26 protein-coding genes are annotated in these 24,622 nt (G+C 69.6%); 10 read left to right on the top strand and 16 right to left on the bottom strand.

Annotated features, from left to right (window positions below):
• Nucleotides 1–15: 15 nt before the first annotated feature.
• Nucleotides 16–1,053, top strand: coding sequence for an alpha/beta hydrolase (locus tag AB0I43_RS13345; protein ID WP_356973650.1), 1,038 nt, complete (start codon nt 16–18; stop codon nt 1,051–1,053).
• 1 nt (nt 1,054) lies between these two features.
• On the opposite strand, the gene AB0I43_RS13340 is transcribed toward AB0I43_RS13345, so the two are convergent.
• The 6 genes from AB0I43_RS13340 to AB0I43_RS13315 all read right to left on the bottom strand — a co-directional run bounded on the left by AB0I43_RS13340 (nt 1,055) and on the right by AB0I43_RS13315 (nt 5,094).
• Nucleotides 1,055–1,624 (bottom strand): vitamin K epoxide reductase family protein, encoded by a 570-nt coding sequence (locus AB0I43_RS13340; protein ID WP_356973651.1) that lies wholly within the window; start codon nt 1,622–1,624, stop codon nt 1,055–1,057.
• On the bottom strand, nt 1,621–2,376 hold the full coding sequence (locus AB0I43_RS13335; RefSeq protein WP_356973652.1) for a thioredoxin domain-containing protein: 756 nt from the start codon (nt 2,374–2,376) through the stop codon (nt 1,621–1,623). The genes AB0I43_RS13340 and AB0I43_RS13335 overlap by 4 nt, the downstream gene beginning before the upstream one ends.
• 150 nt (nt 2,377–2,526) lie before the next feature.
• Nucleotides 2,527–3,369, bottom strand: a complete 843-nt coding sequence (locus AB0I43_RS13330) for a polyphosphate kinase 2 family protein (RefSeq protein WP_356973653.1) — start codon at nt 3,367–3,369, stop codon at nt 2,527–2,529.
• Nucleotides 3,370–3,390: 21 nt separating this feature from the next.
• Nucleotides 3,391–4,071, bottom strand: coding sequence for an ESX secretion-associated protein EspG (locus AB0I43_RS13325; RefSeq protein WP_356973654.1), 681 nt, complete (start codon nt 4,069–4,071; stop codon nt 3,391–3,393).
• 5 nt (nt 4,072–4,076) lie between these two features.
• Nucleotides 4,077–4,709 carry a hypothetical protein gene (locus tag AB0I43_RS13320; protein WP_356973655.1) on the bottom strand — a complete coding sequence of 211 codons (633 nt, stop codon included), beginning with the start codon at nt 4,707–4,709 and terminating at the stop codon, nt 4,077–4,079.
• 34 nt (nt 4,710–4,743) lie between these two features.
• Nucleotides 4,744–5,094: a hypothetical protein gene (locus AB0I43_RS13315; RefSeq protein WP_356973656.1), complete on the bottom strand. Its 351-nt coding sequence runs from the start codon at nt 5,092–5,094 to the stop codon at nt 4,744–4,746.
• 214 nt (nt 5,095–5,308) lie between these two features.
• On the opposite strand from AB0I43_RS13315, the gene AB0I43_RS13310 reads away from it, so the two are divergent.
• The 3 genes from AB0I43_RS13310 (at nt 5,309) to AB0I43_RS13300 (ending at nt 7,705) form a co-directional block, all read left to right on the top strand.
• On the top strand, nt 5,309–6,052 hold the full coding sequence (locus AB0I43_RS13310) for a GntR family transcriptional regulator (RefSeq protein ID WP_356973657.1): 744 nt from the start codon (nt 5,309–5,311) through the stop codon (nt 6,050–6,052).
• Between the two features lie 95 nt (nt 6,053–6,147).
• Nucleotides 6,148–6,354, top strand: coding sequence for a hypothetical protein (locus AB0I43_RS13305; protein ID WP_357432095.1), 207 nt, complete (start codon nt 6,148–6,150; stop codon nt 6,352–6,354).
• A gap of 109 nt (nt 6,355–6,463) precedes the next feature.
• A complete protein-coding gene (locus AB0I43_RS13300) occupies nt 6,464–7,705 on the top strand; it encodes an AI-2E family transporter (RefSeq protein ID WP_356973659.1) in 1,242 nt (413 codons plus the stop codon).
• Nucleotide 7,706: 1 nt separating this feature from the next.
• Here AB0I43_RS13300 and AB0I43_RS13295 read toward each other — a convergent pair whose 3' ends face one another.
• Entirely contained in the window at nt 7,707–9,008 is a 1,302-nt protein-coding gene (locus AB0I43_RS13295) for a hypothetical protein (RefSeq protein WP_356973660.1), read from the bottom strand.
• Nucleotides 9,009–9,104: 96 nt separating this feature from the next.
• Here AB0I43_RS13295 and AB0I43_RS13290 point away from each other — a divergent pair, with 96 nt between their 5' ends.
• Nucleotides 9,105–9,656, top strand: coding sequence for a TetR/AcrR family transcriptional regulator (locus AB0I43_RS13290; protein WP_356973662.1), 552 nt, complete (start codon nt 9,105–9,107; stop codon nt 9,654–9,656).
• Between the two features lie 34 nt (nt 9,657–9,690).
• Here the strand turns inward: AB0I43_RS13290 and AB0I43_RS13285 are convergent, their stop codons facing one another.
• Nucleotides 9,691–10,818, bottom strand: coding sequence for a lipase family protein (locus tag AB0I43_RS13285; protein WP_356973663.1), 1,128 nt, complete (start codon nt 10,816–10,818; stop codon nt 9,691–9,693).
• A gap of 481 nt (nt 10,819–11,299) precedes the next feature.
• Between AB0I43_RS13285 and aceA the strand changes: the two genes are divergently transcribed.
• The 3 genes from aceA (at nt 11,300) to metE (ending at nt 16,026) form a co-directional block, all read left to right on the top strand.
• The gene (aceA, locus tag AB0I43_RS13280; RefSeq protein WP_356973664.1) at nt 11,300–12,589 is read left to right on the top strand and encodes an isocitrate lyase; all 1,290 of its coding nucleotides are present in this window, start codon (nt 11,300–11,302) and stop codon (nt 12,587–12,589) included.
• 173 nt (nt 12,590–12,762) lie between these two features.
• On the top strand, nt 12,763–13,632 hold the full coding sequence (locus AB0I43_RS13275) for a 3-hydroxybutyryl-CoA dehydrogenase (RefSeq protein WP_356973665.1): 870 nt from the start codon (nt 12,763–12,765) through the stop codon (nt 13,630–13,632).
• 87 nt (nt 13,633–13,719) lie between these two features.
• Complete coding sequence (gene metE / locus AB0I43_RS13270) at nt 13,720–16,026, top strand: 5-methyltetrahydropteroyltriglutamate--homocysteine S-methyltransferase (RefSeq protein WP_356973666.1); 2,307 nt, start codon at nt 13,720–13,722, stop codon at nt 16,024–16,026.
• Between the two features lie 55 nt (nt 16,027–16,081).
• On the opposite strand, the gene puuE is transcribed toward metE, so the two are convergent.
• From puuE to AB0I43_RS13245, 5 genes are all read right to left on the bottom strand, one after another.
• The gene (gene puuE, locus AB0I43_RS13265; RefSeq protein ID WP_357432093.1) at nt 16,082–16,999 is read right to left on the bottom strand and encodes an allantoinase PuuE; all 918 of its coding nucleotides are present in this window, start codon (nt 16,997–16,999) and stop codon (nt 16,082–16,084) included.
• The gene (gene alc / locus AB0I43_RS13260; protein WP_357432091.1) at nt 16,996–17,967 is read right to left on the bottom strand and encodes an allantoicase; all 972 of its coding nucleotides are present in this window, start codon (nt 17,965–17,967) and stop codon (nt 16,996–16,998) included. Before alc ends, puuE begins: the two co-directional genes overlap by 4 nt.
• A gap of 11 nt (nt 17,968–17,978) precedes the next feature.
• The gene (locus AB0I43_RS13255; RefSeq protein ID WP_356973669.1) at nt 17,979–19,190 is read right to left on the bottom strand and encodes an aldolase/citrate lyase family protein; all 1,212 of its coding nucleotides are present in this window, start codon (nt 19,188–19,190) and stop codon (nt 17,979–17,981) included.
• Nucleotides 19,191–19,371: 181 nt separating this feature from the next.
• A complete protein-coding gene (locus tag AB0I43_RS13250) occupies nt 19,372–19,563 on the bottom strand; it encodes a hypothetical protein (protein ID WP_357432089.1) in 192 nt (63 codons plus the stop codon).
• 12 nt (nt 19,564–19,575) lie between these two features.
• Nucleotides 19,576–20,616, bottom strand: a complete 1,041-nt coding sequence (locus AB0I43_RS13245) for an aldehyde reductase (RefSeq protein WP_357432087.1) — start codon at nt 20,614–20,616, stop codon at nt 19,576–19,578.
• Between the two features lie 100 nt (nt 20,617–20,716).
• Between AB0I43_RS13245 and AB0I43_RS13240 the strand changes: the two genes are divergently transcribed.
• The gene (locus AB0I43_RS13240) at nt 20,717–21,334 is read left to right on the top strand and encodes a TetR/AcrR family transcriptional regulator (protein ID WP_357432085.1); all 618 of its coding nucleotides are present in this window, start codon (nt 20,717–20,719) and stop codon (nt 21,332–21,334) included.
• 4 nt (nt 21,335–21,338) lie between these two features.
• Here the strand turns inward: AB0I43_RS13240 and pucL are convergent, their stop codons facing one another.
• Genes pucL through uraD form a run of 3 tightly spaced genes read right to left on the bottom strand, consistent with a single transcriptional unit; the run spans nt 21,339 to nt 23,062 of the window.
• Nucleotides 21,339–22,244 carry a factor-independent urate hydroxylase gene (gene pucL / locus AB0I43_RS13235; protein ID WP_357432083.1) on the bottom strand — a complete coding sequence of 302 codons (906 nt, stop codon included), beginning with the start codon at nt 22,242–22,244 and terminating at the stop codon, nt 21,339–21,341.
• A 3-nt stretch (nt 22,245–22,247) separates the two neighbouring features.
• Entirely contained in the window at nt 22,248–22,565 is a 318-nt protein-coding gene (uraH, locus tag AB0I43_RS13230) for a hydroxyisourate hydrolase (RefSeq protein ID WP_357432081.1), read from the bottom strand.
• On the bottom strand, nt 22,562–23,062 hold the full coding sequence (uraD, locus tag AB0I43_RS13225) for a 2-oxo-4-hydroxy-4-carboxy-5-ureidoimidazoline decarboxylase (RefSeq protein ID WP_357432079.1): 501 nt from the start codon (nt 23,060–23,062) through the stop codon (nt 22,562–22,564). The genes uraH and uraD overlap by 4 nt, the downstream gene beginning before the upstream one ends.
• A 476-nt stretch (nt 23,063–23,538) precedes the next feature.
• Between uraD and AB0I43_RS13220 the strand changes: the two genes are divergently transcribed.
• A complete protein-coding gene (locus AB0I43_RS13220) occupies nt 23,539–24,609 on the top strand; it encodes an XdhC family protein (protein WP_357432077.1) in 1,071 nt (356 codons plus the stop codon).
• The last annotated feature ends 13 nt before the right edge of the window (nt 24,610–24,622 follow it).

Here is a 24,622-nt window from a genome sequence, read left to right as displayed (position 1 = left end):
ACAAAGGAGTGTCCGATGCGTGCCTTGCTGACGACCGTGTGGACCGGCCTATCCAGTGCCCTGTTCGACACGCACCGCGCGAACCTGCGTTCCCGTACCTACGCGACCGCCGCGTTCAATCCGCCCACCGCCCCGCACCGGGTCATCCCCGTGACCGCCCGGGACGGCGCCAGGCTGCGCGTGCACTCCTACGGCCCGAAGGACGCGCCGGCCATCGTGCTGGTGCACGGCTGGACCTGCGCCATCGAATACTGGAACGCCCAGATCAACGCCTTCGCCGGCGAGTACCGCGTGATCGCCTACGACCAGCGCGGCCACGGCGAAAGCGAATTCGGCCCCGGCACGCTCGACATGGACCTGCTCGCCGACGACCTCGCCGCCGTGCTCGACGCGACGCTGGCGCGGGACGAGCGCGCGGTCCTGGTCGGCCACAGCCTCGGCGGCATGACCCTGCAGGCCTGGGCCGGCCGCTACCCCGAGCAGGTCCCGGCCCGCGCGCACTCGGTGCTGCTCAGCAATACCGCCGCCGCGCACCTGATCTTCCAGACCACCGTGGTGCCGCTGTTCAACCGCCCGGCCCGGCTGCTGAAACTCAAAGTGCCGCTGCCGTTCCTGATGGGTCGCGCCGGGCTCGGCCTGCCCCTGGTCTTCCCGCCGATCGCGCCGGTGAAATGGCTGTTCGCCCGGCAGATCATGAGCACCGCCGCCACCGGCGACCTGCTGGACTTCAGCATGAACATCGTCCGGTCCTGCCCGGCGCTGGTCCGGGCCCGGTTCGGCTTCCTGCTCGCCGACATGGACCTCGGCGAATCCGCGCGCAACCTGGTGGTGCCCACCTCGATCGTCGCCGGCTCCTTCGACGACATGACCCCCGTGGCGCACGCCGAGCAGATCGCCGAGATGCTGCGCCGGACCGGCAGTTTCGACCGGATGACGGTGTTGCCGACCGGTCATCTCGGCAACACCGAGGCCCACGAGGAATTCAACGCAGAGCTGGCCCGGGTGGTCGCGGCGGCCTACACGCGCACGCAGGCGGCCGCGAACGCCGGGTGAGCTACACCAGCGTCAGCCAGTAGTCCTGGAAACGCAGGAACACCAGCAGCAGCACCACCGCGAAGAACACCGCGACCACGGTCCATCGCCACTGCGCGAGCACGCCCAGCGGCCCGCGGCTGCCGCCCCACAGGATCTGGGTGACGGCCGCCAGCAGCGGGGTGATCGCCGCCCACACCACCATGCAGTACGGGCAGAGCGCGTTGATCTCGTAGAGGCTCTGGTAGATCAGCCAGCAGATGAAGCCGACCCCGGCCAGCGTGCCCAGCCACAGGCCGCCCCAGACCCAGCGCGGCATCCGCACGCCGGTCACGGCCAGTACGCCCAGCGTCACGACCACCGAGAAGCCGACCACGCCGAACAGCGGGTTCGGAATGTCGAAGAAGACCGCCGCCTGCGGCTTGGCCATCACCGTCCCGCAGGACAGGATCGGGTTGATGCTGCAGGACGGCCGGTACTCGGGGTTGGTGTAGAGCCTGATCCGTTCGACGGTCAGCGTCACCGAGGCCAGCCAGCCCGCCAGCCCGCCCAGCAGGACCAGCCAGGCGGACCGGGGTGGCGCGTCGATCACTGCCCCGCCGCTCCCGCGATGGCCTGCTCCAGCTGAGCCGGGTTGGTCTGCTTGCCGTTGACGAACACCGTCGGCGTCGACTGGACACCCTCGGCGAAGACGTCCTCGGTCACCTTCTTGATGTACTTGCTGTACTTCTGATCCTTGATGCAGCTCGCCACGTCGTCGCCGTAGCCGACCTGCTTGCTGATCTCGACGATCCGGTCGTTGGTCAGGCCGCCCGTGCCCTCCGGCGGCTGCGCGGCGAACATGGCGCCCAGCCAGGCCTGGTACTTCGACGGATCCGCCTCGGCGACACAGTAGGAGGCGTTGGCCGCGCGGGTGGAGTACTGGGTGCCCGACGCCTGGTCGAGGAAGGAGATGATGTTGTACTCGACGGCGATCTTGCCGTCGGCGACGTTCTTCTCCAGCAGGTCCTTGTACTGGGCCTCGAACGCCTGGCAGGCGGGGCACTGCAGATCGGCGACGATGCGCACGGTGGTCTTGGCCTCCGGCTTGCCGATCCGGACGGAACCGTTGTCGGTGATCGAACCGGTGAGGCCGTTCGCGGCCGGGGCGGCGGCGATGGCCGGGGTCGGCCCGGGATCGTCCTTTTCCTTCTTCTTCATCGCGATGCCCACGCCGATGACGGCGATCAGGCCGATGATGACGGCGGCCACGCCGATCTGGATCGCGAGGTTGCGGTTCCGATCGGCCTGCTGCACCTTCGCCAGCGGATTCGGATTCTTTCGCCCACCCGGTTTCTTGCTCACCGTGCGTTCACCACGCCTTTCGCTCGCCTTGCCGGTTCTGCGCTGCCGACCCGATGGTAGTTGCGCGGTTCTTCCCGGCGCGGTCGGGCACGGTTCACATCCTCCTGAACGAACCTGAGAGTTTCCGTAGACCCCGTGTGGTGAGTCCCGTCACGCCGTTTCCAGACGGCGCAGCTGTTCGGCGACGTCGAAATCGGCGGGCGGCCACTCCAGCTTCAACCGCTGCAAGGCATCGATGAGCAACTCGGTGACGGCCAAGCGGGCGTACCACTTCTTGTCCGTCGGCAGCACGTGCCAGGGCGCGTTCTCGGTACCGGTGCGGTCCAGCATGGCCTGGTACGCCTCCTGATACGCGGGCCAGTAGGCGCGTTCGTCGATGTCGGAGGGGTTGAACTTCCAGTACTTGTCCGGCCGCTCCAGCCGCTCGCGCAGGCGCTTCTTCTGCTCGTCGAGGGAGACGAACATCGCCACCTTCACCAGGGTCGTGCCCTGGTCCACCAGTTCCTGTTCGAAGGCGTTGATCTCGTCGTAGCGCGGCTCCCACTCCGCGGGCGGCACCAGGTTGTGCACCCGGACCACGAGCACGTCCTCGTAGTGCGAGCGATCGAAGACGCCGAGCTGCCCGGCGCGCGGCAGCGCGTTGCGGATCCGCCACAGATAGTGGTGCTGCTGCTCCTCGGGCGTGGGCACGCCGAAGGCGTGATGGTCGACGCCCTGTGGGTCGACCGAGCCGATCACGTGCCGGACGATGCCGCCCTTGCCCGCGGTGTCCATGCCCTGCAACACCAGCAGCACGCTGCGGTGATCGCCGGAGCGGCCGTTGGCGTAGAGGCGTTCCTGCAGCTGCGAGAGCACCTCGGCGCGCTCGGCCAGCAGCAGCTGACCGGACTTCTTGTCACCGGTGAAACCCGGCGTCGCGGCCGTGTCCAGGTCGGAGATGCGCAGGCCGTCGGCCTTCAGCGCTTCGGTCGCGGGCATGGTCCACTTCGACATCCCTCAAGAGAACCACGCGCGTCAGCGGATTTGGGCGAGGCGCAACAACTGGGCGGCGAAGTCCGCGTCCGAGACCGGCGTGAGCGTCAGGTCGTGCGCGGTGGTGAGCAGGTAGCGGCCGTCGCCGGTGACATCGAGCCAGGTGCGGTGCCGGGTGGGCGGCGACATCGGGTTGTCGGGTTCCACCGTGACGGTGAGGAACCCGCGCCCGTCGGTGGGCTGGCGCAGCATCTTGCGGAACCGGGCCGGGCCGCGGTGCCCGTTGGTATTGGCCTCGCCCTGGTTGAGCACCGCGTCCTGGCCTTCGCGCAGCGGTCCGAGCCGGCCCGGGCGGTTCGGGCCGATGAGCTGCACCAGCCGCTCGCCGAGGTTGCGGGAGTGGCACATCAGCACGGTCATCTTGTCGGGCGCGCCGACCAGGATGGCGGCGTGATGGTGCACCGCCGCCGCGAAGACCAGCACGCGTTCGGCGCCGCGCTCGCCGGAGAGGGTGAGGGTGGTGGCGTCGTTGCGGGCGCACAGCATGAGCGCGGCGGCCAGGTCCGGATCGGCCTGGCGGGCGAAACGCTGCGGCAGACGCAGCGCGGCGTACTCGGTTTCGGTGCGCACCAGCGAGGCGGGCATCAGGTTGACCGGGTACGGCCGCCGGTCCAGATTCGTTTCGTTCTCCCAGACGTAGGTGAATTCGTCCGGGGTGAGCACCCATCTCACCGTGCGCCGCTCCCGCCTGCGCTGGGCGGCTCGTCGCGGAAGCGGGGCACGCTGTCCCCGGAGGCGGGCATCGTCGGGTTGTAGAGGTAGGTCATGACGTCTTGGGCCTCGGCCTGCGCCGCGGCGGCGGACAGTTCGTGCTCCCAGCGTCTTCGTCCGCCGTGCACGGCCTCCGCCGCCGGGTCGGGCAGCGGCGTGTAGGACCGGACCGGCGGCAGGGCGCACCGGATCGTCTGCGCGGCATCGCTGTTCAGTTCCAGCAGCCGCCGGATCGTGTCGCAGACCTGCAGCGCGCCCAGGCCCTGCGCGATGAACTCCTGGGTCGCGCGCAGCGCCTGGTCGGCCGATCGGCCGGTCCAGTCCGCGAATTCGCGGGCGGTGGCGGCGGCGAAGGTCTCGAAGGCGGCGCCGAGGGCGGCCCCGGCCTGCTGCCAGCCGCCGGCGGCGGCGCCGAGGGCGGCCGGATCCAGCGCCTCGTGGACCTGGTCCCAGATCTCCTGATGGGAGTAGCCGCCGAAGCGTTCGCGCTCCCGGACGAAGCCGGGATCGGTTCCGGCACCGGTGGTTTCCGCGTCTGCGGCCAGGGCCCGTTGCCGGACCCGGATATCGTCGGCGGCCGCGGCGGCCATGGCATCCAGCACCATCACCCCCGCGCGCGGCCCGTCAACGTGGATCCAGGTAGTCGGAGATCAGTTGCAGCGCCGCCTTGTTCGCCGCGTCGGCTTCGGCGAGCCGGTGACCGGCGGCCAGGTAGGCGGCCTTGAACAGCAGCGCCGCCTCCTGGAACGCGGTGACCGTGTCCAGGAACTCCCGGCCCTTGGCGCCGAAGCCCTTGGTCAGCGCCTGGCCGGAGGGCAGGTCCGGGAAACCGGCCACGCCCGTCACGAGATCACCTGTGACCAGCGCTTTCCGTAGATCCTCGATGAGTTTGTCGCAGGCGGCGGCGAGGTTCTGCGCGACCTCGGGCGCCAGCTCGAAGCGGTCGCCACCGGATCCGGTTGCCGCCGCATACAATTCACGCGCTCTGTGCTGTCCGATATCCGGTACCGCCATCTGGGTCGCAGCCCCTTCTGCTCGGTCCACCAAACACGCCGACTCTACCGGCCGGTAAGAGCACCGCTCCCCACTTGCCGACGCCATACCCCTGTGATGTAGCGCACCCTGGTCTGCCGACCGGTTGCTACACTGACCGGTGGTCTTTGCAGGTCGAGCCAGCGGAAGGCATTCGGTGCCCGAAATCGAAGAAGTTCTCCCGAAATACTTGCAGATCTCGGCCTACATCCGCGACCAGATCATGAGCGGTGAGCTGTCGCCCGGCGCGGAGGTGCCCTCCGAGCGCGAGCTCGCGGCGGCCTGGCGGGTGGCGCGGCCGACGGCCTCCAAGGCGCTGAACACGTTGCGGCAGCAGGGATTGGTGATCTCGCAGCGCGGCGCCGGCACCTTCGTGGCCGACAGCCGCATCGCGCCGCAGGCGCGCGAGCGCTACGAACGCGCGCGCCGCTACGGCACCATGTACACCGAGCAGGAATCGGTGACGATCCTGTCGGCCGAGTTGCTGACGGGTCCGGATCACGTCACCGCCGCGCTGCGAATTCCCAAGGGCAGCAGCGTCATCGCGCGCCGCCGCCTGGTGACCAACGAGTCCGGCCTGAACGAGCTGGCCACCTCGTGGTTCGCGGGCGAACTGGCCGAGGTCGCCGAACTGCTGCTGAGCCTGGAGCGACTGGAGGGCGGCACCGCGCAGTACATCGAATCGGTGACCGATCGCCGGGTCACCTTCGCGCGCGATCAGGTCAGCGCCCGCCTGGCCACCGACGAGGAGAGCGACCTGCTCGGCCTGCCGAAACCCGCTGCGGTGCTGGCCTATCGGCTCTCGGTGCACACCATCGAGGGCAGAGTCCTGCAGTTCGACGAGGCGCTGTATCCGCAGGAGTGGTGGGCCTTCCAGCAGGAATACTCGATCGGCTCCTAGCTCGCCGGGCGCCCGGGAATTCGGCATTGACAGCAACCCGCTATAACTGGCATAGTCCACGGCGTCAGATTGGCATAGTCCGCAGGGTGGGAGGCGTGATGTTCGATCAGTTGTCCATCGGAACCTGGGTCATCGTCGGAGAGCACTGCTCGGTTCGCCGGGCAGAACTGCGCCACGACGAGTACCTGACATATGTATTCGAAAGTGGCGGTTCGGAATTCGAGTTCGCCCTGGCTCCGGAAATCCTGCGCCGAATGGTCGACCTCGGCGACTCGCCACCGGGGACTCCGGCGCTGGCCTGAGCCCCGCGCCCGCACCGCCGCCTCGCCCGCACCCGCGGGCCGGGCGAGCGGCCCGGGTCAACCGACGAGCCTGCGGGCTAACCGCCTCTCCCGTGGGTACGTTGACGATGTGCCTGGGGAAGACGATTTCACGCCACCCGCCGAGTCCTCCGAGATCGAGCTGACCGAAGCGACGACGAAAGCCATTGTCACCGCCGACGTGACGGCCGGACCGCCGCCCTGGCTCCTGCGTGCCTTCCTGCTCGCCGCCGCCACCATCGGCGGACTCATCTTCGGGTTCTGGGCGCTGCAACGTTTGCAGGGTCTGCTCACCGTGCTGATGGTCTCGCTGTTCCTGGCCTTCGCCATCGAGCCCGCGGTGAACTGGCTGGCCGCGCGCGGTGTGAAACGCGGCCCGGCCACCGGAATCGTGTTCCTTGCCCTGCTGCTCATCGTGGTCGGCTTCGTGTGGACCCTGGGCGCGCTGCTGGTGGACCAGGTCACCACCCTGGTACAGAACGCACCGCAGTACGCCGACGAAAGCGTCGACTGGTTCAACAACACGTTCCACCAGGAGATCTCGGGCACCGACATCCAGAAGTACGCCACCCAGTGGAGCGACAAGCTCCAGGGCATCCTCACCGGCCTCGCCGGAAACGCCTGGGGCATCGGCACCGCCGCGATCGGGGCGCTCTTCCAGGCCCTCGGCGTGCTGCTGTTCACCTATTACTTCGCCGCCGACGGCCCCCGCTTCCGCAACGCCGTCTGCTCGCTGCTGCCGCCGAGCAAGCAGCGGCACGTGTTGCGCGCCTGGGACATCGCCGTCGAGAAGACCGGCGGCTACATCTACTCCCGCGGTCTGCTCGCGCTCTGCTCCACGATCGCGCACTACGTCGCGCTGCGCGTGCTGGACGTGCCCTCGGCCTTCGCCCTGGCGCTGTGGGTGGGCGTGGTCTCGCAGTTCATCCCGACCGTCGGCACCTACCTGGCCGGCGCGCTGCCGGTCATCGTGGCACTGGTGGACAGCCCGAGCTCGGCGCTGTGGATCCTCGGCTTCATCCTGCTGTATCAGCAGTTCGAGAACTACGTGCTGCAACCGCGCATCACCGCGACCACGCTTGACATGCACCCCGCGGTCGCGTTCGGCGCGGTGCTGGCGGGCGCCGCGATACTGGGGCCGACGGGCGCGCTGCTGGCCATCCCCGTCACGGCTACCGTGCAGGCGTTCGCGGGCGCCTACATCCGGCGCTACGAGGTGAAGACCGACCTCGACGATCTGCCGCCGGATCCGCCGAAGCGCAAGCCGCGGAAGTGGACCCGGCAGATGACGATTCGACTGGTCCGCGGCGAACAGCCGCCTGCACAGGGCTGATTCAGCGCGGCGTCACCGCGCCGAAGCCGAGCAGGGTGCCGGCCAAAGTCTCCGCGATCCGTGCCATCAGATCACCGCTGTAGTAGGCGGTGTCGTATTCGACCTGCACGGTCAGGCGCTCCCCCACCGTGAACACGGTGAGCTTGGGCGGCATCCCCGGCCCCATGGCGTACACGTCGTCGCGCACGAAGGTCAGGCCGGCGGGCAGCGAATGAGCGGGCAGGCGGCCGATATTCGAGATCGCGACGGTCGGCGGCGCGGACAGCACCGCGGCGGTGACCTCGTCGGCGCGCTGCGCGGCCAGCAGGAACACCGCCGCCTGGCGCTGCCGCACCACCTCCGCCATGGCCCCGGCGACCACGCGGGCCAGTTCGAGCGGATCGGCCCCGGCCGGCACCTCCGCCGGGGTGCCCACCCCCGAGGCGCAGTTCAGGATGACCCGCTCCGGCAGCGGCGGTTCCAGATCGCCGCGGACATCGAAGGCGTGCCCGGCGAACATCGGGACGGCACCGGCCGCGGCGTCGAACTGGGCCCGGAACGCGGTCAGCGCGGCCCCCGTGAGCAGGCTGTTCACCGAGACGCCCGCCGCCCGGGCCGTGGCGACCAGATCGGCGGTGCGGGCCGGATCCAGCTCGATGCGCCGCATATCGAAGCGGCCCAGCGGATCCGGGCCGGCGCCGGTGCGCGGCAGCGTGCGCTGCGCCGACTCCGGACCCAGCACCGCCGCCATGGCGCGCACCTGCGCGAGGAAATCCGCGACCTCGGCCGCGCTCAGCAGCGCGGCGAGCCTGGTGTCGACGGCCTCGGGAAGATCCTGCGACAGCGGTGGCGGCACGGGGACGGAGCCGGGCGCGCGCAGCGCGGTATAGCGCTGCCAGAACTCGGCGAGCAAGGCGAAAGCCGATCTGCCGTCGGCGATGCCGTGGTGCACGACCAGCACCACCTGCTGCCGATCGCCCTCGCGCAGCAGGTGGGCCTGGAACAGTCCGTCGCTCCAATCCCGCTGGGTGTTCACCAGTTTCCGGTATTCGTCCGCGCCGCCCTCGGCGAGGTGCAGGCGCGGCCGGAAGTCGTCGTCGCGGACGAAGCGAGCGGGGCCGTCGGCGTCGAGCACCCGGCTGCGTAGCAGCGGATGCGCGGCCGCGAGTTCGGCGAGCGCGCGGCGCAGCGCGGCGGTGTCGAGGTCGCCGCGCACGGTGGAGCCGATGAACAGCGGCATTCCGGCGGTGGGGACGCTGCCGAGCTGCCCGGCCGCGCGAAAGTAACTGGCTTCGAAGGGAGAGAGGAGGCGCTGAGTCGTCATGTCCCGAACCATACACACGTTTCAAACAACTGTCAGAAACAGTTGTTTGAAACAGATGTCATGAACGGTCGTCCGCGCGCCTGTTATCGTGCGCACGTGGGAACCCGTGAAGACCTGCTCGCCGCCGCCAAGCGCTGCCTGGCCGAGCGCGGCTACGCCCGCACCACGGTGCGCGACATCGTCGCCGCCTCCGGCACCAACCTGGCGGCCATCAACTACCACTTCGGCACCCGCGACAAGCTGCTCAATCAGGCGATGATCGAATCCAGCGCGGCCGCGGTGCGGCAGATCCTGGACGCCCTGCCGGGCACGGCCGACCCGGATGCGCGCCTGCGCACCTTCCTGACCCGCCTGATCGATTCGTTCACCGGCGATCCGGCGCTGTGGTCGGCCAACGCGGAGAGCTTCATCCAGGCGCTGCACTCCCCCGACGTGCGCGCCGAACTCGGCGCCGCCCAGGAAATGGCGCGCCAGGGCCTGTCCGAACCCTTCGGGGCGCCTACCGAAGACAACGCCGTCGGCGCGGTGCTGCAGACGATGATCGGCGGCCTGCTGATCCAGTGGCTGATCGACCCCGAGCGCGCGCCCGGCCCGGACACCATCGTCGCGGGCCTGCGCGCGCTCGCCGGTCAGCTGCCGCCGGACTGAGCGCCCCGGCGGCACAGCGGGTTTCGGCGGCCGCTCAGCCGAACAGGTTGCGCACGAACGGCACCGAGTCCACCAGGGACGCGTTCACCGCGCCGCTGTGGTCGGCGTTGTAGGTGCGCAGCGTCACCGGCTGGCCGCCGGCCTTCAGCTTCTCCGCGAACAGCAGCGTCGCCGGGGTGATGACATCGGTGTCGGACAGGCCCTGCCCCAGGAACAGCGGCTTGTCGTAGCCGGTCTCCGGCAGGCCCATGGTGCGGGTGAGCACGCCCGGCAGATCCGGGATCTGCAGCAGCGGGCGAGAGAACAGGTTTCCGAGCACCACGCCGGCCGCGGCGAGCTCCTCGCCGAACGGCTCGATGCAGGAGGTGCGGGCACGCGCCAGCCACTGCCGGCCGGAGTCGGTCAGGTAGGACTCGATATCGAGGTCCGGGTAGCTGGTGCGCAGGCCGTTGAGGATGTAGAGCACGTAGGCCGTGCTGTGCGCGCCCAGCTTGACCGGCGGCACGCCGGGACCGAGCGGCAGCAGGATGTCCTCGATGTAGGCGGGCACGCCGGTGGCGACCGCGCCCCGGTAGTCGAGCTCGCCACCGCCGAACTCGGTGGCGTAGCGGGCGACGAACACCGCCGCGCCACCGCCCTGGGACTGGCCGACGGCCGCCCACTTCTTCGACAGCGTGCTGTACCGGCGGGTCGCGGCCTTCACCGCGTCCACGACGTTGTGCGCCTCCACGATCCCGTTCAGGTAGGGATGCTCGCCCTCGCTGCCCAGCCCGGCATAGTCCGCGGCGACCACCGCGTAGCCCTGATTCAGCCAGGTGCCCAGGTAGGCCCAGTCCCGCTCGACCGCGGAGGGCCCGGCCACGCTGTAGGCGCAGTCGTCGCCGAGGCCGACGGTGCCATGCGCCCAGGCGATCACCGGCCAGCCGCCGGGCGGTGGCGTACCCGGCGGGAAATACACCGCGGCGCTCGCCGTGGTGGGCGCGTCGCCGGCCGTCGTGGTCCGGTAGAGCAGCCGGGCGGCGTTCACCGAACCGGGCAGCGTGGCCACCGCGGGCAGGGGCGACACCGATTCGACGGTGCCCGCCGCCGGGTCCGCGACTGCGGTGGGCAGGGACAACAGGGTGGCGGCCGCGATCACGGCGGCGGCGCAGAGTTTCCGCACTGGGAGGTCTCCTTCGATCTGACCCGGCTGGGCCGACCCGGCAACTGGACAGCTGCTCGAGACGGGGTGGCGCTCAGTGTGCCGCATGGCGGCGCGGCGAGTGGCCCTGCCCACACCGACGGCGGGCGCCCGAACCTGTGAATCGACTCACAGGGCTCCGGAGCGACCCGCCGCGACCACCGATCCGGTGCGGATCGCAAACAGTACGGGCGTTACGCTAAAACCGCACGTCAGCGCTACCGGCGGGTAAGTTGGATGCTTGCAATTAGCCCGCAAATTTCGCAAAGTTAGCAAACGCCGTCTGAAACCTAGCTGAGATTCACATTAGCAACAGGTAGACGGCTATTTCCTGATGTGCCATCGTGTGGAAGTACACCCCAAGGGCCTAGCAAGCCTGCAAATTGCTGCTCCAGCAGTTCGAGTTGTGAAATGGCCAGCTCGTCCACAGGGCATCGAACAAACAGAGGAAGTGGAGTCAGAGATGTCGACCACCGGCACCCCGAAGACCGCTGCGGAAATCCAGCAGGATTGGGACACCAATCCGCGCTGGAAGGGCATCACCCGCAACTACACCGCCGAGCAGGTTGTGAAGCTGCAGGGCACCGTCGTCGAGGAGCACACCCTCGCACGTCGCGGCTCGGAGATCCTGTGGGATCTCGTCAACAACGAGGACTACATCAACTCCCTCGGCGCCCTCACCGGCAACCAGGCCGTGCAGCAGGTGCGCGCCGGCCTGAAGGCCATCTACCTGTCGGGCTGGCAGGTCGCGGGTGACGCCAACCTGTCCGGGCACACCTACCCGGACCAGTCGCTGTACCCGGCCAACTCGGTGCCGCAGGTCGTGCGCCGCATCAACAACGCGCTGCTGCGCGCCGACGAGATCGCCAAGGTCGAGGGCGACACCTCGGTCGAGAACTGGCTGGCCCCGATCGTCGCCGACGGCGAAGCCGGTTTCGGTGGCGCGCTGAACGTCTACGAGCTGCAGAAGGCCATGATCGCGGCCGGCGTCGCCGGTTCGCACTGGGAAGACCAGCTCGCCTCGGAGAAGAAGTGCGGCCACCTCGGTGGCAAGGTGCTGATCCCGACCCAGCAGCACATCCGCACCCTGACCTCGGCGCGCCTGGCCGCCGACGTCGCCGGCGTGCCGACCGTCGTCATCGCCCGTACCGATGCCGAGGCCGCCACCCTGATCACCTCCGACGTGGACGAGCGCGACCGTGAGTTCCTCGACGGCACCCGCACCTCCGAGGGCTTCTTCGGCGTGAAGAACGGCATCGAGCCCTGCATCGCCCGCGCCAAGGCCTACGCCCCGTACTCCGACCTGATCTGGATGGAGACCGGCGTGCCGGACCTCGAGGTCGCGCGCAAGTTCGCCGAGGCCGTCCGCGGCGAGTTCCCGGACCAGCTGCTGGCCTACAACTGCTCGCCGTCCTTCAACTGGAAGGCGCACCTGGACGACGCGACCATCGCGAAGTTCCAGCGTGAGCTCGGCGCGATGGGCTTCAAGTTCCAGTTCATCACCCTGGCCGGCTTCCACTCGCTGAACTACGGCATGTTCGACCTGGCGCACGGCTACGCCCGCGAGGGCATGACCGCGTTCGTCGACCTGCAGGAGCGCGAGTTCAAGGCCGCCAAGGAGCGTGGCTTCACCGCCGTCAAGCACCAGCGTGAGGTCGGCGCCGGCTACTTCGACTCGATCGCCACCACCGTGGACCCGAACACCTCCACCGCGGCCCTGAAGGGCTCGACCGAAGAGGGTCAGTTCCACTGAGTTAGACCGGTTTCCGGGCTCGGTCGCTCCGGGCCCGGAAACGACTTATCCCCAGTAGGGGTGTACCGCCCTCCCCGCTGAACAGCCCTCGGCGGGGAGGGCTTCCCTTTAGATTTGACTTTGATCCCCCCAGAGCCACCCCACAGCCAGAACAACCCAGCAGGAGCGGGACCGTGAGCGAGAAGATTCAGCGCGTCGGCATCATCGGCGCCGGACAGATGGGTGCCGGAATCGCGGAGGTGTGCGCCCGGGCGCATGTCGACGTGCTCGTCTACGAACAGACCCGGGAACTCGCGGCCGCCGGTCGCGCCCGCATCCTGCGGTCGCTGGACCGCGGCGTGAGCAGCGGCAAGATCACCGAGCGCGAGCGGGAGCAGGCGGCCTGGCGGCTGCGCTTCACCTCCGATCTCGGCGATTTCGCCGACCGCCAGCTGGTCGTGGAGGCCGTGCTGGAGAACGAAGAGGTGAAGACCTCGATCTTCGCCGAGCTGGACAAGGTCGTCACCGACCCGAACGCGGTGCTGGCCTCCAACACCTCCTCCATCCCGATCATGAAGATCGCCGTCGCGACCGCCAACCCCGAGCGCGTGGTCGGCATGCACTTCTTCAACCCGGTGCCGGTGCTGCCGCTGGTCGAGCTGGTCACCACGCTCAAGACCACCGAGGCCGTGTCCCAGCGCGCCGAGCAGTTCGCCGCCGAGGTCCTCGGCAAGCAGGTCGTGCGCTCGGCCGACCGCTCCGGCTTCGTGGTCAACGCGCTGCTGGTGCCGTACCTGCTCTCCGCGATCCGCATGGTCGAATCCGGCTTCGCCACCAAGGAAGACGTCGACAAGGCCATGGTGCTGGGCTGTGCCCACCCGATGGGCCCGCTGGCGCTGACCGATCTGGTCGGCCTGGACACCGTGAAGTCGATCGCCGATTCGATGTATCAGGAATTCAAGGAGCCGCTGTACTCGGCCCCGCCGCTGCTGATGCGTATGGTCGAAGCCGGATTGCTCGGCAAAAAGACCGGCGCGGGCTTCTACCAGTACAACCGCGCCTGATATCGAACTTCGGCAACCCAAGCGCAACATGTGCGGCGTCCATTCTCGTGGTGGGCGCCGCATAGGCATCGAAAGGGAGCAGCGCTCATGGTGAACGTGACCGACGGCTACGGATCCAGCATCCTCGGCTACCCGAGGATCGGATCGCACCGAGAACTCAAGCGGGCACTCGAGGCCTATTGGCGCGGTGCGATCCCGCGCGAGGAACTCCTCGAAGTCGGCCGTGACATCCAGGAGAGCCAGTTCAGCGAGCTGGCCGCCACCGGCCTGACCCAGGTGCCCGGCAACACCTTCTCCTTCTACGACCACGTCCTGGACAACGCGCTGCTCTTCGGCGCGGTCCCGGAACGCTTCGGCGTCTATCAGGACGTGATGGATCCGCTGGACTTCTACTTCCTGATGGCGCGCGGCCGGCCCGATCTGCCGCCGCTGGAACTGGTCCGGTTCTTCAACACCAACTACCACTACCGCCAGCCCGAGCTGACCGCGGACACCGCGTTCTCGCTGCACGCCGAGGCGCTGCTGGACGAGTTCGACCGGGCCAAGGCCAAGGGCATCGAGTTGCGGCCGGTCGTGCTGGGCCCGCTGTCGCTGCTGCTGCTGTCCAAGGCCGGGCACGTGCCCGGCGAGCCGGAGTTCGACACCCTGGGCCTGCTGGACCGGCTGCTGCCGGTGTACGAGGAACTGTTCGAGGTGCTGGCCAAGCGCGGCGCGACCTGTGTGCAGCTCGACGAGCCGTCCTTCACCAGCGAGCGCAGCGAGGCCGAACTGGCCGCGTTCGGCGCGGCCTACGAGCGACTATCCAAGGCCCCGCTGCGGCCGCGCATCCTGGTCACCGGCCAGTACGGCGATTTCGGTGAGGCGCTGCGGATCCTGGCGCAGACCCATGTCGAGGCGATCGGCCTGGATCTGGCCAGCTACCGGATCCAGCCCGAGGAGCTGGCCGCGATCCCCGGCATCCGGCGCAAGCGCCTCTACGCGGGCGTGATCAGCGGCAAGAACGTGTGGCGGGCCGACCGCTACGTGACCCTGGAGTACCTGAACGCGCTGGCGCAGGTGTGCCCGGACCTGGTGGTCTCCACCGGCACCACGCTGCTGCACGTGCCCTACGACCTGCTCGTCGAGTACGAGATCGAGGGCAATGTCGCCGACCGGCTGGCGTTCGCGAAACAAAAAGTGGGCGAGGTGGTTTCGCTCGCCAAGGCGCTGACCGAGGGCCCCTCGGACAAGTGGCGCAAGCGGCCCACCGAGGTGCATTTCAAGCAGAAACACGCGGTGCGGCAACGGGTTTACGCCGTGACGCCGGAGATGCGCGAGCGCGAGCCGTACGAGGTGCGCCGGGAGGCCCAGCAGGCCAAGCTCAATCTGCCGCTGGTGCCCGCGACCACGCTCGGTTCATTCCCGCAGACCGACCGGATCCGCCAAGCCCGTTACGATCTGGGCCAGGGCCGGCTGTCCTACGACGACTACCGCAAGCGGATCGAGGCCGAGATCGAGGCCACCATCCGATTGCAGGAGGACATCGGCCTGGACGTGCTGGTGCACGGCGAGCACGAGCGCAACGACATGATCCAGTACTTCGCCGAGCTGCTCGACGGCTTCGCGACCACCCACTTCGGCTGGGTGCAGGTGTACGGATCCCGCTGTGTGCGACCGCCGATCATCTACGGCGACGTCTCGCGGCCGGCGGCGATGTCGGTGGATTGGATCACCTACGCCCAGTCGCTGACCGACAAGCCGGTCAAGGGCATGGTCACCGGCCCGGTCACCATGGTGGCGCGTTCGTTCGTGCGCCAGGATCAGCCGCTCTACGAGACCGCCGACCAGGTGGCGCTGGCCATCCGGGACGAGGTGGTGGATCTGGAGCGCGCGGGCATCTCGATCATCCAGGTCGACGAGCCCGCCCTGCGCGAGCTGCTGCCGTTGCGCCCGGAGGGTCGCGCGGAGTTCCTGCGCTGGGCGGTCGGCGCGTTCCGGCTGGCCACCTCCGGCGTGCGGCCCGAGACCCAGATCCACACCCACATCGCCTATTCCGGTCGCACCGAGGTGGTGGCGGCGATCGAGGAGCTGGACTGCGACGTCACCGCGATCGTCGCGACCCGCTCGATCGAGTGGGTGCTCAAGGCGCTCACCGAGGACTGCGCGGAGGGTCAGGGCCTGAGCCACGGTGTCGGCCCCGGCGTCTACGAGAGCCGTTCGGCCCGTATCCCGGACATCGACGAGCTGGACGAGTTGCTCACCGCGGCCGCCGAAGCCGTTACCCCGGAACGGGTCTGGGCCAATCCGGACGGCGGCCTGAAGACTCGCCACTACTGGCAGCTGGAGCCGTCGCTGCGCAACATGGTCGCGGCCGCCCGCCGCGTGCGCCGCCGCGCCCTCGCCGCCCAGCAGTAGCCCGCCGATCACGAAGGCCGCCTTCCCCGAAAAGGGCAAGGCGGCCTTCGGGTTTCTAGGCGGGCGGGTGCACCGTGCGCCAGTGCTCGGCGATCTCGATGCGGCGCGGGATCCAGACCCGGTCGTGGGACTGGATGTGGTCCAGGAACCGTTCGAGGGAGGCCAGGCGGGCGGGGCGGCCGACGATGCGGCAGTGCAGACCGACCGAGAGCATCTTCGGGCTGCCCTCGCAGCCCTCGCGGTAGAGGACGTCGAAGGCGTCGCGCAGGTGCGCGAAGAACTGTTCGCCCGTGGGGAATCCGGCCGGTGAGGCGAAGCGCATGTCGTTGGTGTCGAGGGTGTAGGGCACGACCAGGTGGTCGCGGTCCTGCACCCGCACCCAGTACGGCAGGTCGTCGGCGTAGGAGTCGGAGTCGTAGACGAAACCGCCGTGCTCGACGACCAGGTCGCGGGTGCGCGGCGAGTCCCGGCCGGTGTACCAGCCCAGCGGCGCGGCCCCGGTCAGTTCGGTGAGGATGCGCACCGCCTCGGCCAGGTGCGCGCGCTCGGTGTCGACGTCGGTCTCCTGGTAGGACTTCCAGCGCAGACCGTGGCTGGCGATCTCGTGGCCGAGTTCCCGGAAGGCGGCCACCGCCTCGGGGTTGCGCTGCATCGCCTGCGCCACGGCGAAGATGGTGAGCGGCAGACCCCGCCGTTCGAACAGCCGCAGGATGCGCCACAGGCCGGCGCGGGAACCGTACTCGTAGAGCGATTCCATGCTCATGTGCCGGTTCGGGAAGGCTTGCGCCGGAGTCATTTCCGAGAGGAAGGTCTCGGAGTGCTCGTCACCGTAGAGGACGTTGTTCTCCCCGCCCTCCTCGTAGTTCAGCACGAACTGCACGGCGATGCGGGCGTCGCCGGGCCAGCGCGGATCCGGCGGATTCTTGCCGTAGCCGAGGAAGTCGCGGTCCGGCCCGTACAGGTGGTCGCTCATGCGCCCAGCTCCCCGTACAGGCGCAGGCGGGCCAGGCCGCCGTCGGGGTACACGTCGAGCCGGACCTCCTGGACCGAGGCCGCCTTCGCCGCGATCGGGAAGCGGTGCCGGGTATCTGGCTGTAGCTCGGTGCGCGGCAGCAACTCCACCTCGGTGCCGTCGGCGGTGGTGCCGGTCAGCCGGGCCGCGCCGGGGCTGTTGCCGAGGAAGTAGGAGGTGTCGATCTCGGCCAGCCGGATCAGGCCGGGACCGGCCAATCGGATTCGCACCCAGTCGTTTCCGTCGTCGCGGCGGCGCGCGGTCTCCCAGCCGTCGCCCATCTCGCGGGCCAGTCCGGGATAGAGCATCTGATTGGGTTCGCTGTAGAAACGGTTGGAGCAGTCCAAGACCAGCGCGCCGTTCTCCAGCGCGGCCAGGTCGACCGGCCCGAGACCGAGCAGCGCCCGGTCGGGACGACCCTCGCCGTGCACGCGCAGGCGGGCCACGCCGCCGTCCGGGTGCATGGTGAGTTTGACGTGGGTCCAGCGGTTCTCGTCGTCGACGCGCAGCGGGTTGCGGCTGTCGCCGGCCACCGGCGCGTGCTCGACGAGCGGCACCCAGTCGGTGCGCGCGGCGATCTCCTCGGCGGCGGGATAGCCCTCGATCGCCAAGGCGGACAGCGAGATCGCGGGCGGATAGTTGCCCTTGAACCAGGCGGTGTCCACGACGACGCCGCGGATGACCCCCGGCACGCCGAGCCGCACGATAGCGCTGTCGTCTCCGGGTTTACCGCGGTGCCTGCGGGTTTCCCAGCCGTCGTAGATCTGGCCCTTGTGGCCGAAGGTCGAGGGCCGGTAGTCCGCGGGACCCGGATTGATCAAATTCTCCTTCTCCGCGAAGAATTCGTCGTTCGCCCAGATCACCGCGCCGCCCAGCGGCCGGACCGCGAGGTCCGGCAGCAGGGTGAAGTCCATGGATAGCTCGCTCATCGTGCCTCCGGTCAGGCCAGGGGCGCGCGGGCCACCAGGGCCCGCAACACCTCCGGGGTCAGGTGGTCCGGCAGGTCGCCGGCGGTACGCGCACCGCAGCTGAGCCCGCGCAGCACGGTGGCGGCCAGGGCTTCGGCCGTCGCCGGCTCGTCCATGACGCCGCCGGAACGGCGGTCCAGGTAGGCCTCGAGCCGCGGCACCGCGACATCGATGGCCTTGCGGAAGAAGTCGTAGGTGGCCAGCCAGCGGGTCACCAGGTGCGCCGGGTGCATGTCCCAGCCCTGGTAGTAGCCGCGGGTCAGGGCCCGCCCGACCAGCCGGTGATGGTTGCGCACGGCGAATTCCGGGTCGTCGCCGGGCACGATCTGGGTGGAGCCGTCGCAGATCCAGACGCCGGTCTGCGCGGCGGCCACCTGCATCACCGACTTGGCGAAGTCGGCGGCGGGATGATCCAGGGCCTGATCGGTGGCCGCGACGCCGCACGCGGCGGTGTAGTCGTAGGTGCCGAAGTGCAGCGCGCTGCACCGGCGGGCCGACGCGGCGATCATGGTGGCGATCGGCGCGGTGCCGTCGGCGGCGATGATCGCCTGGGGGCTCTCGATCTGCAGTTCGAAGCGCAGCGTGCCCTCGGCGAGCCCGGAACCGCGCTCGATGCCCTCGCACATCGCGGCCAGCGCCGCCGCCTGCCCGGCGGAGCGGATCTTGGGGACGGTGAACACGAAGCCGGCCGGCACCCCGCCCATGCCCTCCAGCACCAGTTCGAGGGTGCGCAGTGCCCGGCGCCGCTCGGTGCCCGCCAAGCCCTTCATCCGGATGCCATAGCTGGCCGGAGCGCCCTCGTTCGCCCACGCCGCGAGGACCGCGCCGGCGTTGGCGGCCGCCGCGTCCTCTTCGGCGTCGCTGCGGAAGCCGTAGCCGTCCTCGAAGTCGATGCGCAGGTCCTGGATCGGTTCCTGTTCCAGGCGGGTCCGCACCGCGGCCAGCGAGTCGGTGGCGTCGAGCTCGGACAGCAGCGCCTGCTGGGCGTCGAGCAACTCGACAGCAGCCGCGCCCCACTCCTTCGGCGTCTCGACCGTGGCCCGATCGGCGCCGATGTAGGCCGTGTGGATCGGCTGGTCACGGCCGTCCGGGCCGGGGTAATGGGCGTTCAGTTCGGCGTCGACGGAATCGAGCATCGACTCGATCCTGGCCCGGACATTCTCCGGCAACCGTGTGGACGTCACCCTGGCTCTCCTTCTCGCATGGCGCGCCGGATCCGTCCACCGCGGGTGGTCGCCGGTCCGGCCGTACCGTGCAAGCATTCCGGATGGTCGTCACGGGTGTGAGGTCGGCCCGTCCCACATCACAGTGCGGCCGCTCAGCGCGGCTCCCGGATCCGTGCACATTCATCCCCAGGCGCGGCGCTCAGCACGCCAGCAGGACGCCGCCGCCGGTGCCGAACAGGGCCAGCGCCGCCAGCCCGGCGAGGGCGGGTGCGGGGCGGCGCACGATCTCACGGAAGCGCCCCGGCGTCCGGCGCGGCGCGGCGCCGCCGGACCGGTTCCGCAGACGCCGCAGGAACGCGATCGTGCTGATGACTATGGTCGCGATCAACATCGGGGACTCCCCTCACACCTCGGCCGGCTGCGCCGCCCGGCGCGGACGGTGCACGATTCCGTGCTCGATCAAGCTCGCCGCGGTGTCGAGCACCGAGTCGCGCACCGGCCGCATGGTCCAGCCGAGTTCGCGCCGCGCTTTGTCGGCGCTGAGCCGTTCCGCGACGCCGAGGGTGGGGACGGTGAGGCGAACGCCCTTGTCGAACAGCGCGACCGCGCGCACCAGCAGATCCGGGAGGGTGCGGGTGGGGACGCGATAGCCGCGCGAGGCGAACTCGGCGGCGAGGATGTCGCCGAGCTCGCGCATCCAGACGTGTTCGCCCGCCGCGATATAGCGATTGCCCGCCGCCGCGGGCTGCTCGAGCGCCAGGCGATGCAGGACCGCCAGGTCGCGCACGTCCACCGTCGCCCAGCCCACCCGGGGTGCGCCCGGCACCGCGCCGGCCAGCAACCGGCGCACCGGTTCGTGCGAGGTGCTGGTGGCGGTGGCCGATTGCAGCGGGCCGAGCACCATGCCCGGGTTCACGGCGACCAGTTCGAAGGGCTGTTCCGCCGCGACGAAATCCCAGGCCGCCCGTTCGGCTAGGGTCTTGCTCTTCTGATACGCCGCGCTCTCGGCCACCACCGACCAGTCGGCTTCGGTGCGGATCACGTCGTGCCGGGCGTGGCCGTGCGCGATCGCGGCGATCGAGGAGGTGAGCACCACCCGCCGCACCGTCCCCGCCGCGGCGGCCGCGCGCAGCACCCGCAGCGTGCCCTCGACCGCCGGGCCGATCAGTTCCCGTTCGTCCGCCGGGGGTGTGGCGGGAAACGGCGAGGCGACGTGCAGGACCGCCGCGCAGCCGGACACCGCCTCCGCCCAGCCGGCGTCGCGCTCCAGATCGGCGGCGACGAATTCGAGCTCGCCGCCGCGCGCGGCCAGGTGCGCCCGCTTGTCCGGCGCGGCCAGGTCGCGCACCGTCGCACGCACCGCGTACCCGTGTTCCAGTAGTTCGGAGATGACCCATCCGGCGACGAATCCCGTTGCGCCGGTGACCAACACACGTGTGCCCATTGCTGTTCCCTCCAGTCCGCGCCCGCGATCTGAGCGCCGCTCAGATCATTTAAGCACTGCTTGGATTGAACGTCCAGGGGTCGTCGCATACGCTCGGACGGTGACGCGGACCAGCTACCACCACGGCGCCCTGCGCGGCGCGCTGATGGACGCCTGCCTGCGCCTGATCGACACCGAGGGCATCGCGGCCGTCAGCCTGCGGCGGGTGGCGCGCGAGGCGGGCGTCAGCACGGGCGCGCCCTATCACCACTTCGCCGACCGGGCCGCGCTGCTCGCGGCGTTGTCCGCCAACGGTTTCGAGCGGCTCGGCGCCGCACTAGCGGCCGCCCGCGCAACGGCGGACACGCCGCTCGCGGCGCTAACCGCGCTGGCCGAGGCCTACGTCCAGTTCTCCCGCGAGCAGCCCGCGTACTTCCGGCTGATGTTCCGCCCCGAGTTGTCCCAGCCCGAGAAGCATCCCGACGCCGCGGTCGCCGGGGAGGCCGCCTTCGCCGTGCTCGCCGACACCGTCGCCGACTGCGTGGCGGCCGGGCTGGTCGAGCCCGAACGCGCCGACACCGTGACCGTCGCCTGGTGGGGCATCGCGCACGGCCTGGCCTCGCTATGGCTGGACGGCCAACTGGCCAAGCGCGCGAACCTGATGCACACCACGGCGCCCGACCTGGTGCAGAACATCATCCAGGCCTGCACCGGCGTGCTCCGCCGCGGTGTGAACTAGCCGGTCAGGCCACCCAGGCCGGGCCCGGATCCGGCGCGTCCGCCCGGGCGACGGTGGCGTGGATCAGCCCGTACGGGCGGTCCGCGGCGTGGTAGACCTCGCCCTGGTTCTCGATGCCGAACCGGCCCAGGTCGTAGTCGAAATGGTGCTTGTTGGGCGCGGCCAGGCGCACCTCGGCGAGCACCGGATACGCCTCGAGCACCGCCTTGCCCATCTCGAACAGGGTCTGCTGCAGCGCTTTCGAATGCTGGGTGGCGAACACCTCGACCATCCGCTGCCGGATGCCGGCGTACGTCTCGTCCCAGTCCACGTCGGCGACCCCGGCGAAACGCCATTGCGCGACAAGCGAAGTCGCCAGCATCCGATCGGCGGTCGGTTCCAGCACGGTGAAGTCGTCGACCAGGAAATCCGCGAACTCCGACCCGGTCGACTTCAGGATCACCAGGTCCTTGACGCCGCCGATGACCCACGCGCGCTGCGCGTCGCCCCGGCCGGCCACCGTGACGGTGGCCGTGCGCACCTCCGGACCCTGCCGGGTCCAGGTGTGGTCGTGCGGCTGCCCGGCCACCGAGACCCGCTGCCACGCATACTCTTCGACCTCGATGCGGGCGCTCTCCACCGGCTGGGTCCGATCCACGAGGTGCCGCCCCAGCGCCAGGGCGTAATCCTCGATCGGTTGCGCCCCGGCGAGTTTCGCGTAGGCGTAGGCCGTCTGCTTCTGGGTGTCGGTCGGCAGCACCTTGGTCTGATCACCGGCGGTGTAGGCCGCGGTGAAGTCGCCGCGCAGCACCGTCGAGACGTTCACGTCGCGGATCTCGTGCCGGGCGGCGTCGCGGTAGACCCGCACGATCCGGTTCTCGGCTTTGCCGTAACGGTTGTCGGACAACACGATCGGGCCGGACAGGTGCATGGGTCAGCTCCCTCGATAGGTGGAGAAGGCGAACGGCGACAGCAGCAGCGGGACGTGATAGTGCCGCTCGTCGGCGACGACGAAGGCGATCGCGACCTCGGGGAAGAAGGCGTCGACCTGCTGCGCGGCGAAGTACGCGCCGGTGTCGAACACCAGCCGATAGGTTCCGGGCGGCAGCGCCGGACCCAGCCGGCCGACGCGCCCGTCGGCGTCGGTGACCTCGGACGCGAGCCGCTGCCCGCCGTCGTAGAGCGTCACGGTGACGCCGGCGGCCGGGACGCCGCGCACCGCGTCGAGCACGTGCGTGCTGAGCGTGCTCACGCGGCACCGCCCAGCAACCGCGCCAACCTGATCCGATTGATCTTCGCCAATTCCGTTCGCATGACCTGCCTTTCGGTCGCCGGGTCGTTGCCGAGCCGGTCCCGCAGAATGTCGAGCAGTTCCGCGCCGGATTTCCCGGTGGCGCAGACCAGATAGATGTGGCCGAATTTCTTCTCGTAGGCCCGATTTCCCTCGGCCAACGCCGCGCGCACGCCGTCGGCCGCCTGGGCGACCCCGGCTTGTTCGCGTGCCGAGGCGGCCGACTCGGCACGCGCCCCGATCCTGGGGTGACCGGCCAGCGCCTGGTCGATGCCGGATTCCGGCAGCGCCGCGAGTGCCGCGTCCGCGGCCGCGAACAGTTCGGCGTCGCTCGCGTAGGGCCGCCCCGCGGCCACGGCGCGCGCCCATTCCGGCGCCGAGCAACAACCAAGCAACGCGTCGATCGCCGCCGCCTCGGGCAGCGCGCCGAAACCGGCGAGTCCGCTCTCGTCTGTCATCGGTCCAGCATCGAATACGGAACCCGCCACCGCCAGTCGACAGGAGATAGTTCACTTTCGGCGTGTCGGGTCGGCCCGGAGCCGGGAAAAGGGTTTGCCGGACAATTTCGAGGCGCCTCCGCGAATTCACACGCTGCGCTTTTCCTTTCGCCATATCGCACCTATGTTTCGACTGGTAGTAACCCATTGGCAACATGGGCCGGACTACCGTGTTGCCATGCCAGCCGCATCCCGCTCACCGGACCGCGCCGCTGCCGCTCCGCCATCGGTGCCCACCGACGCCGCGTTCATGCGTGTGACTCACAACACATTCCGGGATGCATCTGTGCTCTTACACAAGCTTTCGACCTCGCAGTCCTCGAATGCTGTTAGAAAATCGAAAGGGCCCACCTATTCGGACGCTCGAGTAGATATGGTGTGCGTCACGTGCGACGATTTGGCGACGGGAATGGATCGTGATTTCCCGGCAGCGACGCATGGGTGGATCGGAGCTAGCAGTGCGCGACATCGTCGATGACCTTTTGCGGGTGTGGCATTCCGGGCGTACCGGAGGCTTGGCCACCATTGTGCGGACCGTGGGATCGGGGCCGCTGACCGTCGGAACCTCCCTCCTCGTCGACGCCAACGGCGCGGTGTACGGCTCGATGCTCGGCGGCACCGTCGAGCGCACCGTGCAGCAGGCCGCGATCGAGGCGCTGCGCACCGGCGCCCGGGGCATGCACCGGTTCGGCGTCCCGGCCGGCGAAACCGGCTCCAGCACCGGCGGCATGGTCGACGTGTTCGTGGAACCGTTCTCGCGGCGCGATTTTCCCGAGTTCCCCACCATCGCCGCGGAGATCGCGGCGCACCGTCGCGTCACCCTGTTCACCGTGGTGTGGAACCCCGACCCGGACCTGATCGGTCAGCACCTGATCACCGGCAAGCGGCACAACACCGAATTGGTGGCGCTCCCCGATTCGGATCTGTTCGTCGTGTCCTTCGCGCCACCGCCGCGGCTGATCGTCTTCGGCGCCAACGCCACCGCCGCCGCGCTCACCACCCAGGCCCGACTACTCGGGTACCGGGTGACCATCTGCGATTCCCGCGAGACGTACGCGACGCCGGAGGCGTTTCCCGGCGCGGAAGTCGTGGTGGATTGGCCGCACCGGTACCTGAACACCCTCTCCGCCTCCGGCGAGATCGATTCCAGCACCGCCATCGTCGTGCTCGCCGGTGATCCGAAGTTCGAGATCCCGCTGCTCACCGTCGCGCTGCGCCTGCCCGAACTGGGCTACCTCGGCGCGGCGGGCACCTACGCCGCGCACGTGCGCCGCATGGAGGATCTGCGCGCGGGCGGCTTCGACGAGCAGACCCTCGCCACCATGCACTCCCCCGCCGGCCTCGACCTGGGCGCGCGCACCGCGGGCGAGACCGCCCTGTCCATCGCCGCCGAACTGCTCGCCGCCCGCTCCGGGCGCACCGGCCAGAGCCGCTCACCGCGCGTGGCACCGGCCACCGACAGCCGCGCCTACGACACGGCCGAGCAAGCGTTCATCACCGCGCTGTGAGCCGAAGCCGGTT

Source organism: Nocardia sp. NPDC050435, assembly GCF_040655395.1.
Taxonomy (GTDB): Bacteria; Actinomycetota; Actinomycetes; order Mycobacteriales; family Mycobacteriaceae; genus Nocardia.
Note: the sequence above shows the minus strand (reverse complement) of the source record. Positions and strands in the feature narration are given on the sequence as shown.

Bases quoted from the DNA above. Each gene is read 5' to 3' on its own strand.
- aceA (WP_356973664.1), top strand. From the start codon at position 11,300: ATGTCGACCACCGGCACCCCGAAGACCGCTGCGGAAATCCAGCAGGAT.
- metE (WP_356973666.1), top strand. From the start codon at position 13,720: ATGGTGAACGTGACCGACGGCTACGGATCCAGCATCCTCGGCTACCCG.
- AB0I43_RS13220 (WP_357432077.1), top strand. From the start codon at position 23,539: ATGGGTGGATCGGAGCTAGCAGTGCGCGACATCGTCGATGACCTTTTG.
- alc (WP_357432091.1), bottom strand. From the start codon at position 17,967: ATGAGCGAGCTATCCATGGACTTCACCCTGCTGCCGGACCTCGCGGTC.
- AB0I43_RS13295 (WP_356973660.1), bottom strand. From the start codon at position 9,008: ATGACGACTCAGCGCCTCCTCTCTCCCTTCGAAGCCAGTTACTTTCGC.
- AB0I43_RS13330 (WP_356973653.1), bottom strand. From the start codon at position 3,369: ATGTCGAAGTGGACCATGCCCGCGACCGAAGCGCTGAAGGCCGACGGC.
- AB0I43_RS13245 (WP_357432087.1), bottom strand. From the start codon at position 20,616: ATGGGCACACGTGTGTTGGTCACCGGCGCAACGGGATTCGTCGCCGGA.
- AB0I43_RS13250 (WP_357432089.1), bottom strand. From the start codon at position 19,563: ATGTTGATCGCGACCATAGTCATCAGCACGATCGCGTTCCTGCGGCGT.
- pucL (WP_357432083.1), bottom strand. From the start codon at position 22,244: ATGCACCTGTCCGGCCCGATCGTGTTGTCCGACAACCGTTACGGCAAA.
- AB0I43_RS13320 (WP_356973655.1), bottom strand. From the start codon at position 4,709: ATGGCCGCCGCGGCCGCCGACGATATCCGGGTCCGGCAACGGGCCCTG.
- puuE (WP_357432093.1), bottom strand. From the start codon at position 16,999: ATGAGCGACCACCTGTACGGGCCGGACCGCGACTTCCTCGGCTACGGC.
- uraD (WP_357432079.1), bottom strand. From the start codon at position 23,062: ATGACAGACGAGAGCGGACTCGCCGGTTTCGGCGCGCTGCCCGAGGCG.
- AB0I43_RS13345 (WP_356973650.1), top strand. From the start codon at position 16: ATGCGTGCCTTGCTGACGACCGTGTGGACCGGCCTATCCAGTGCCCTG.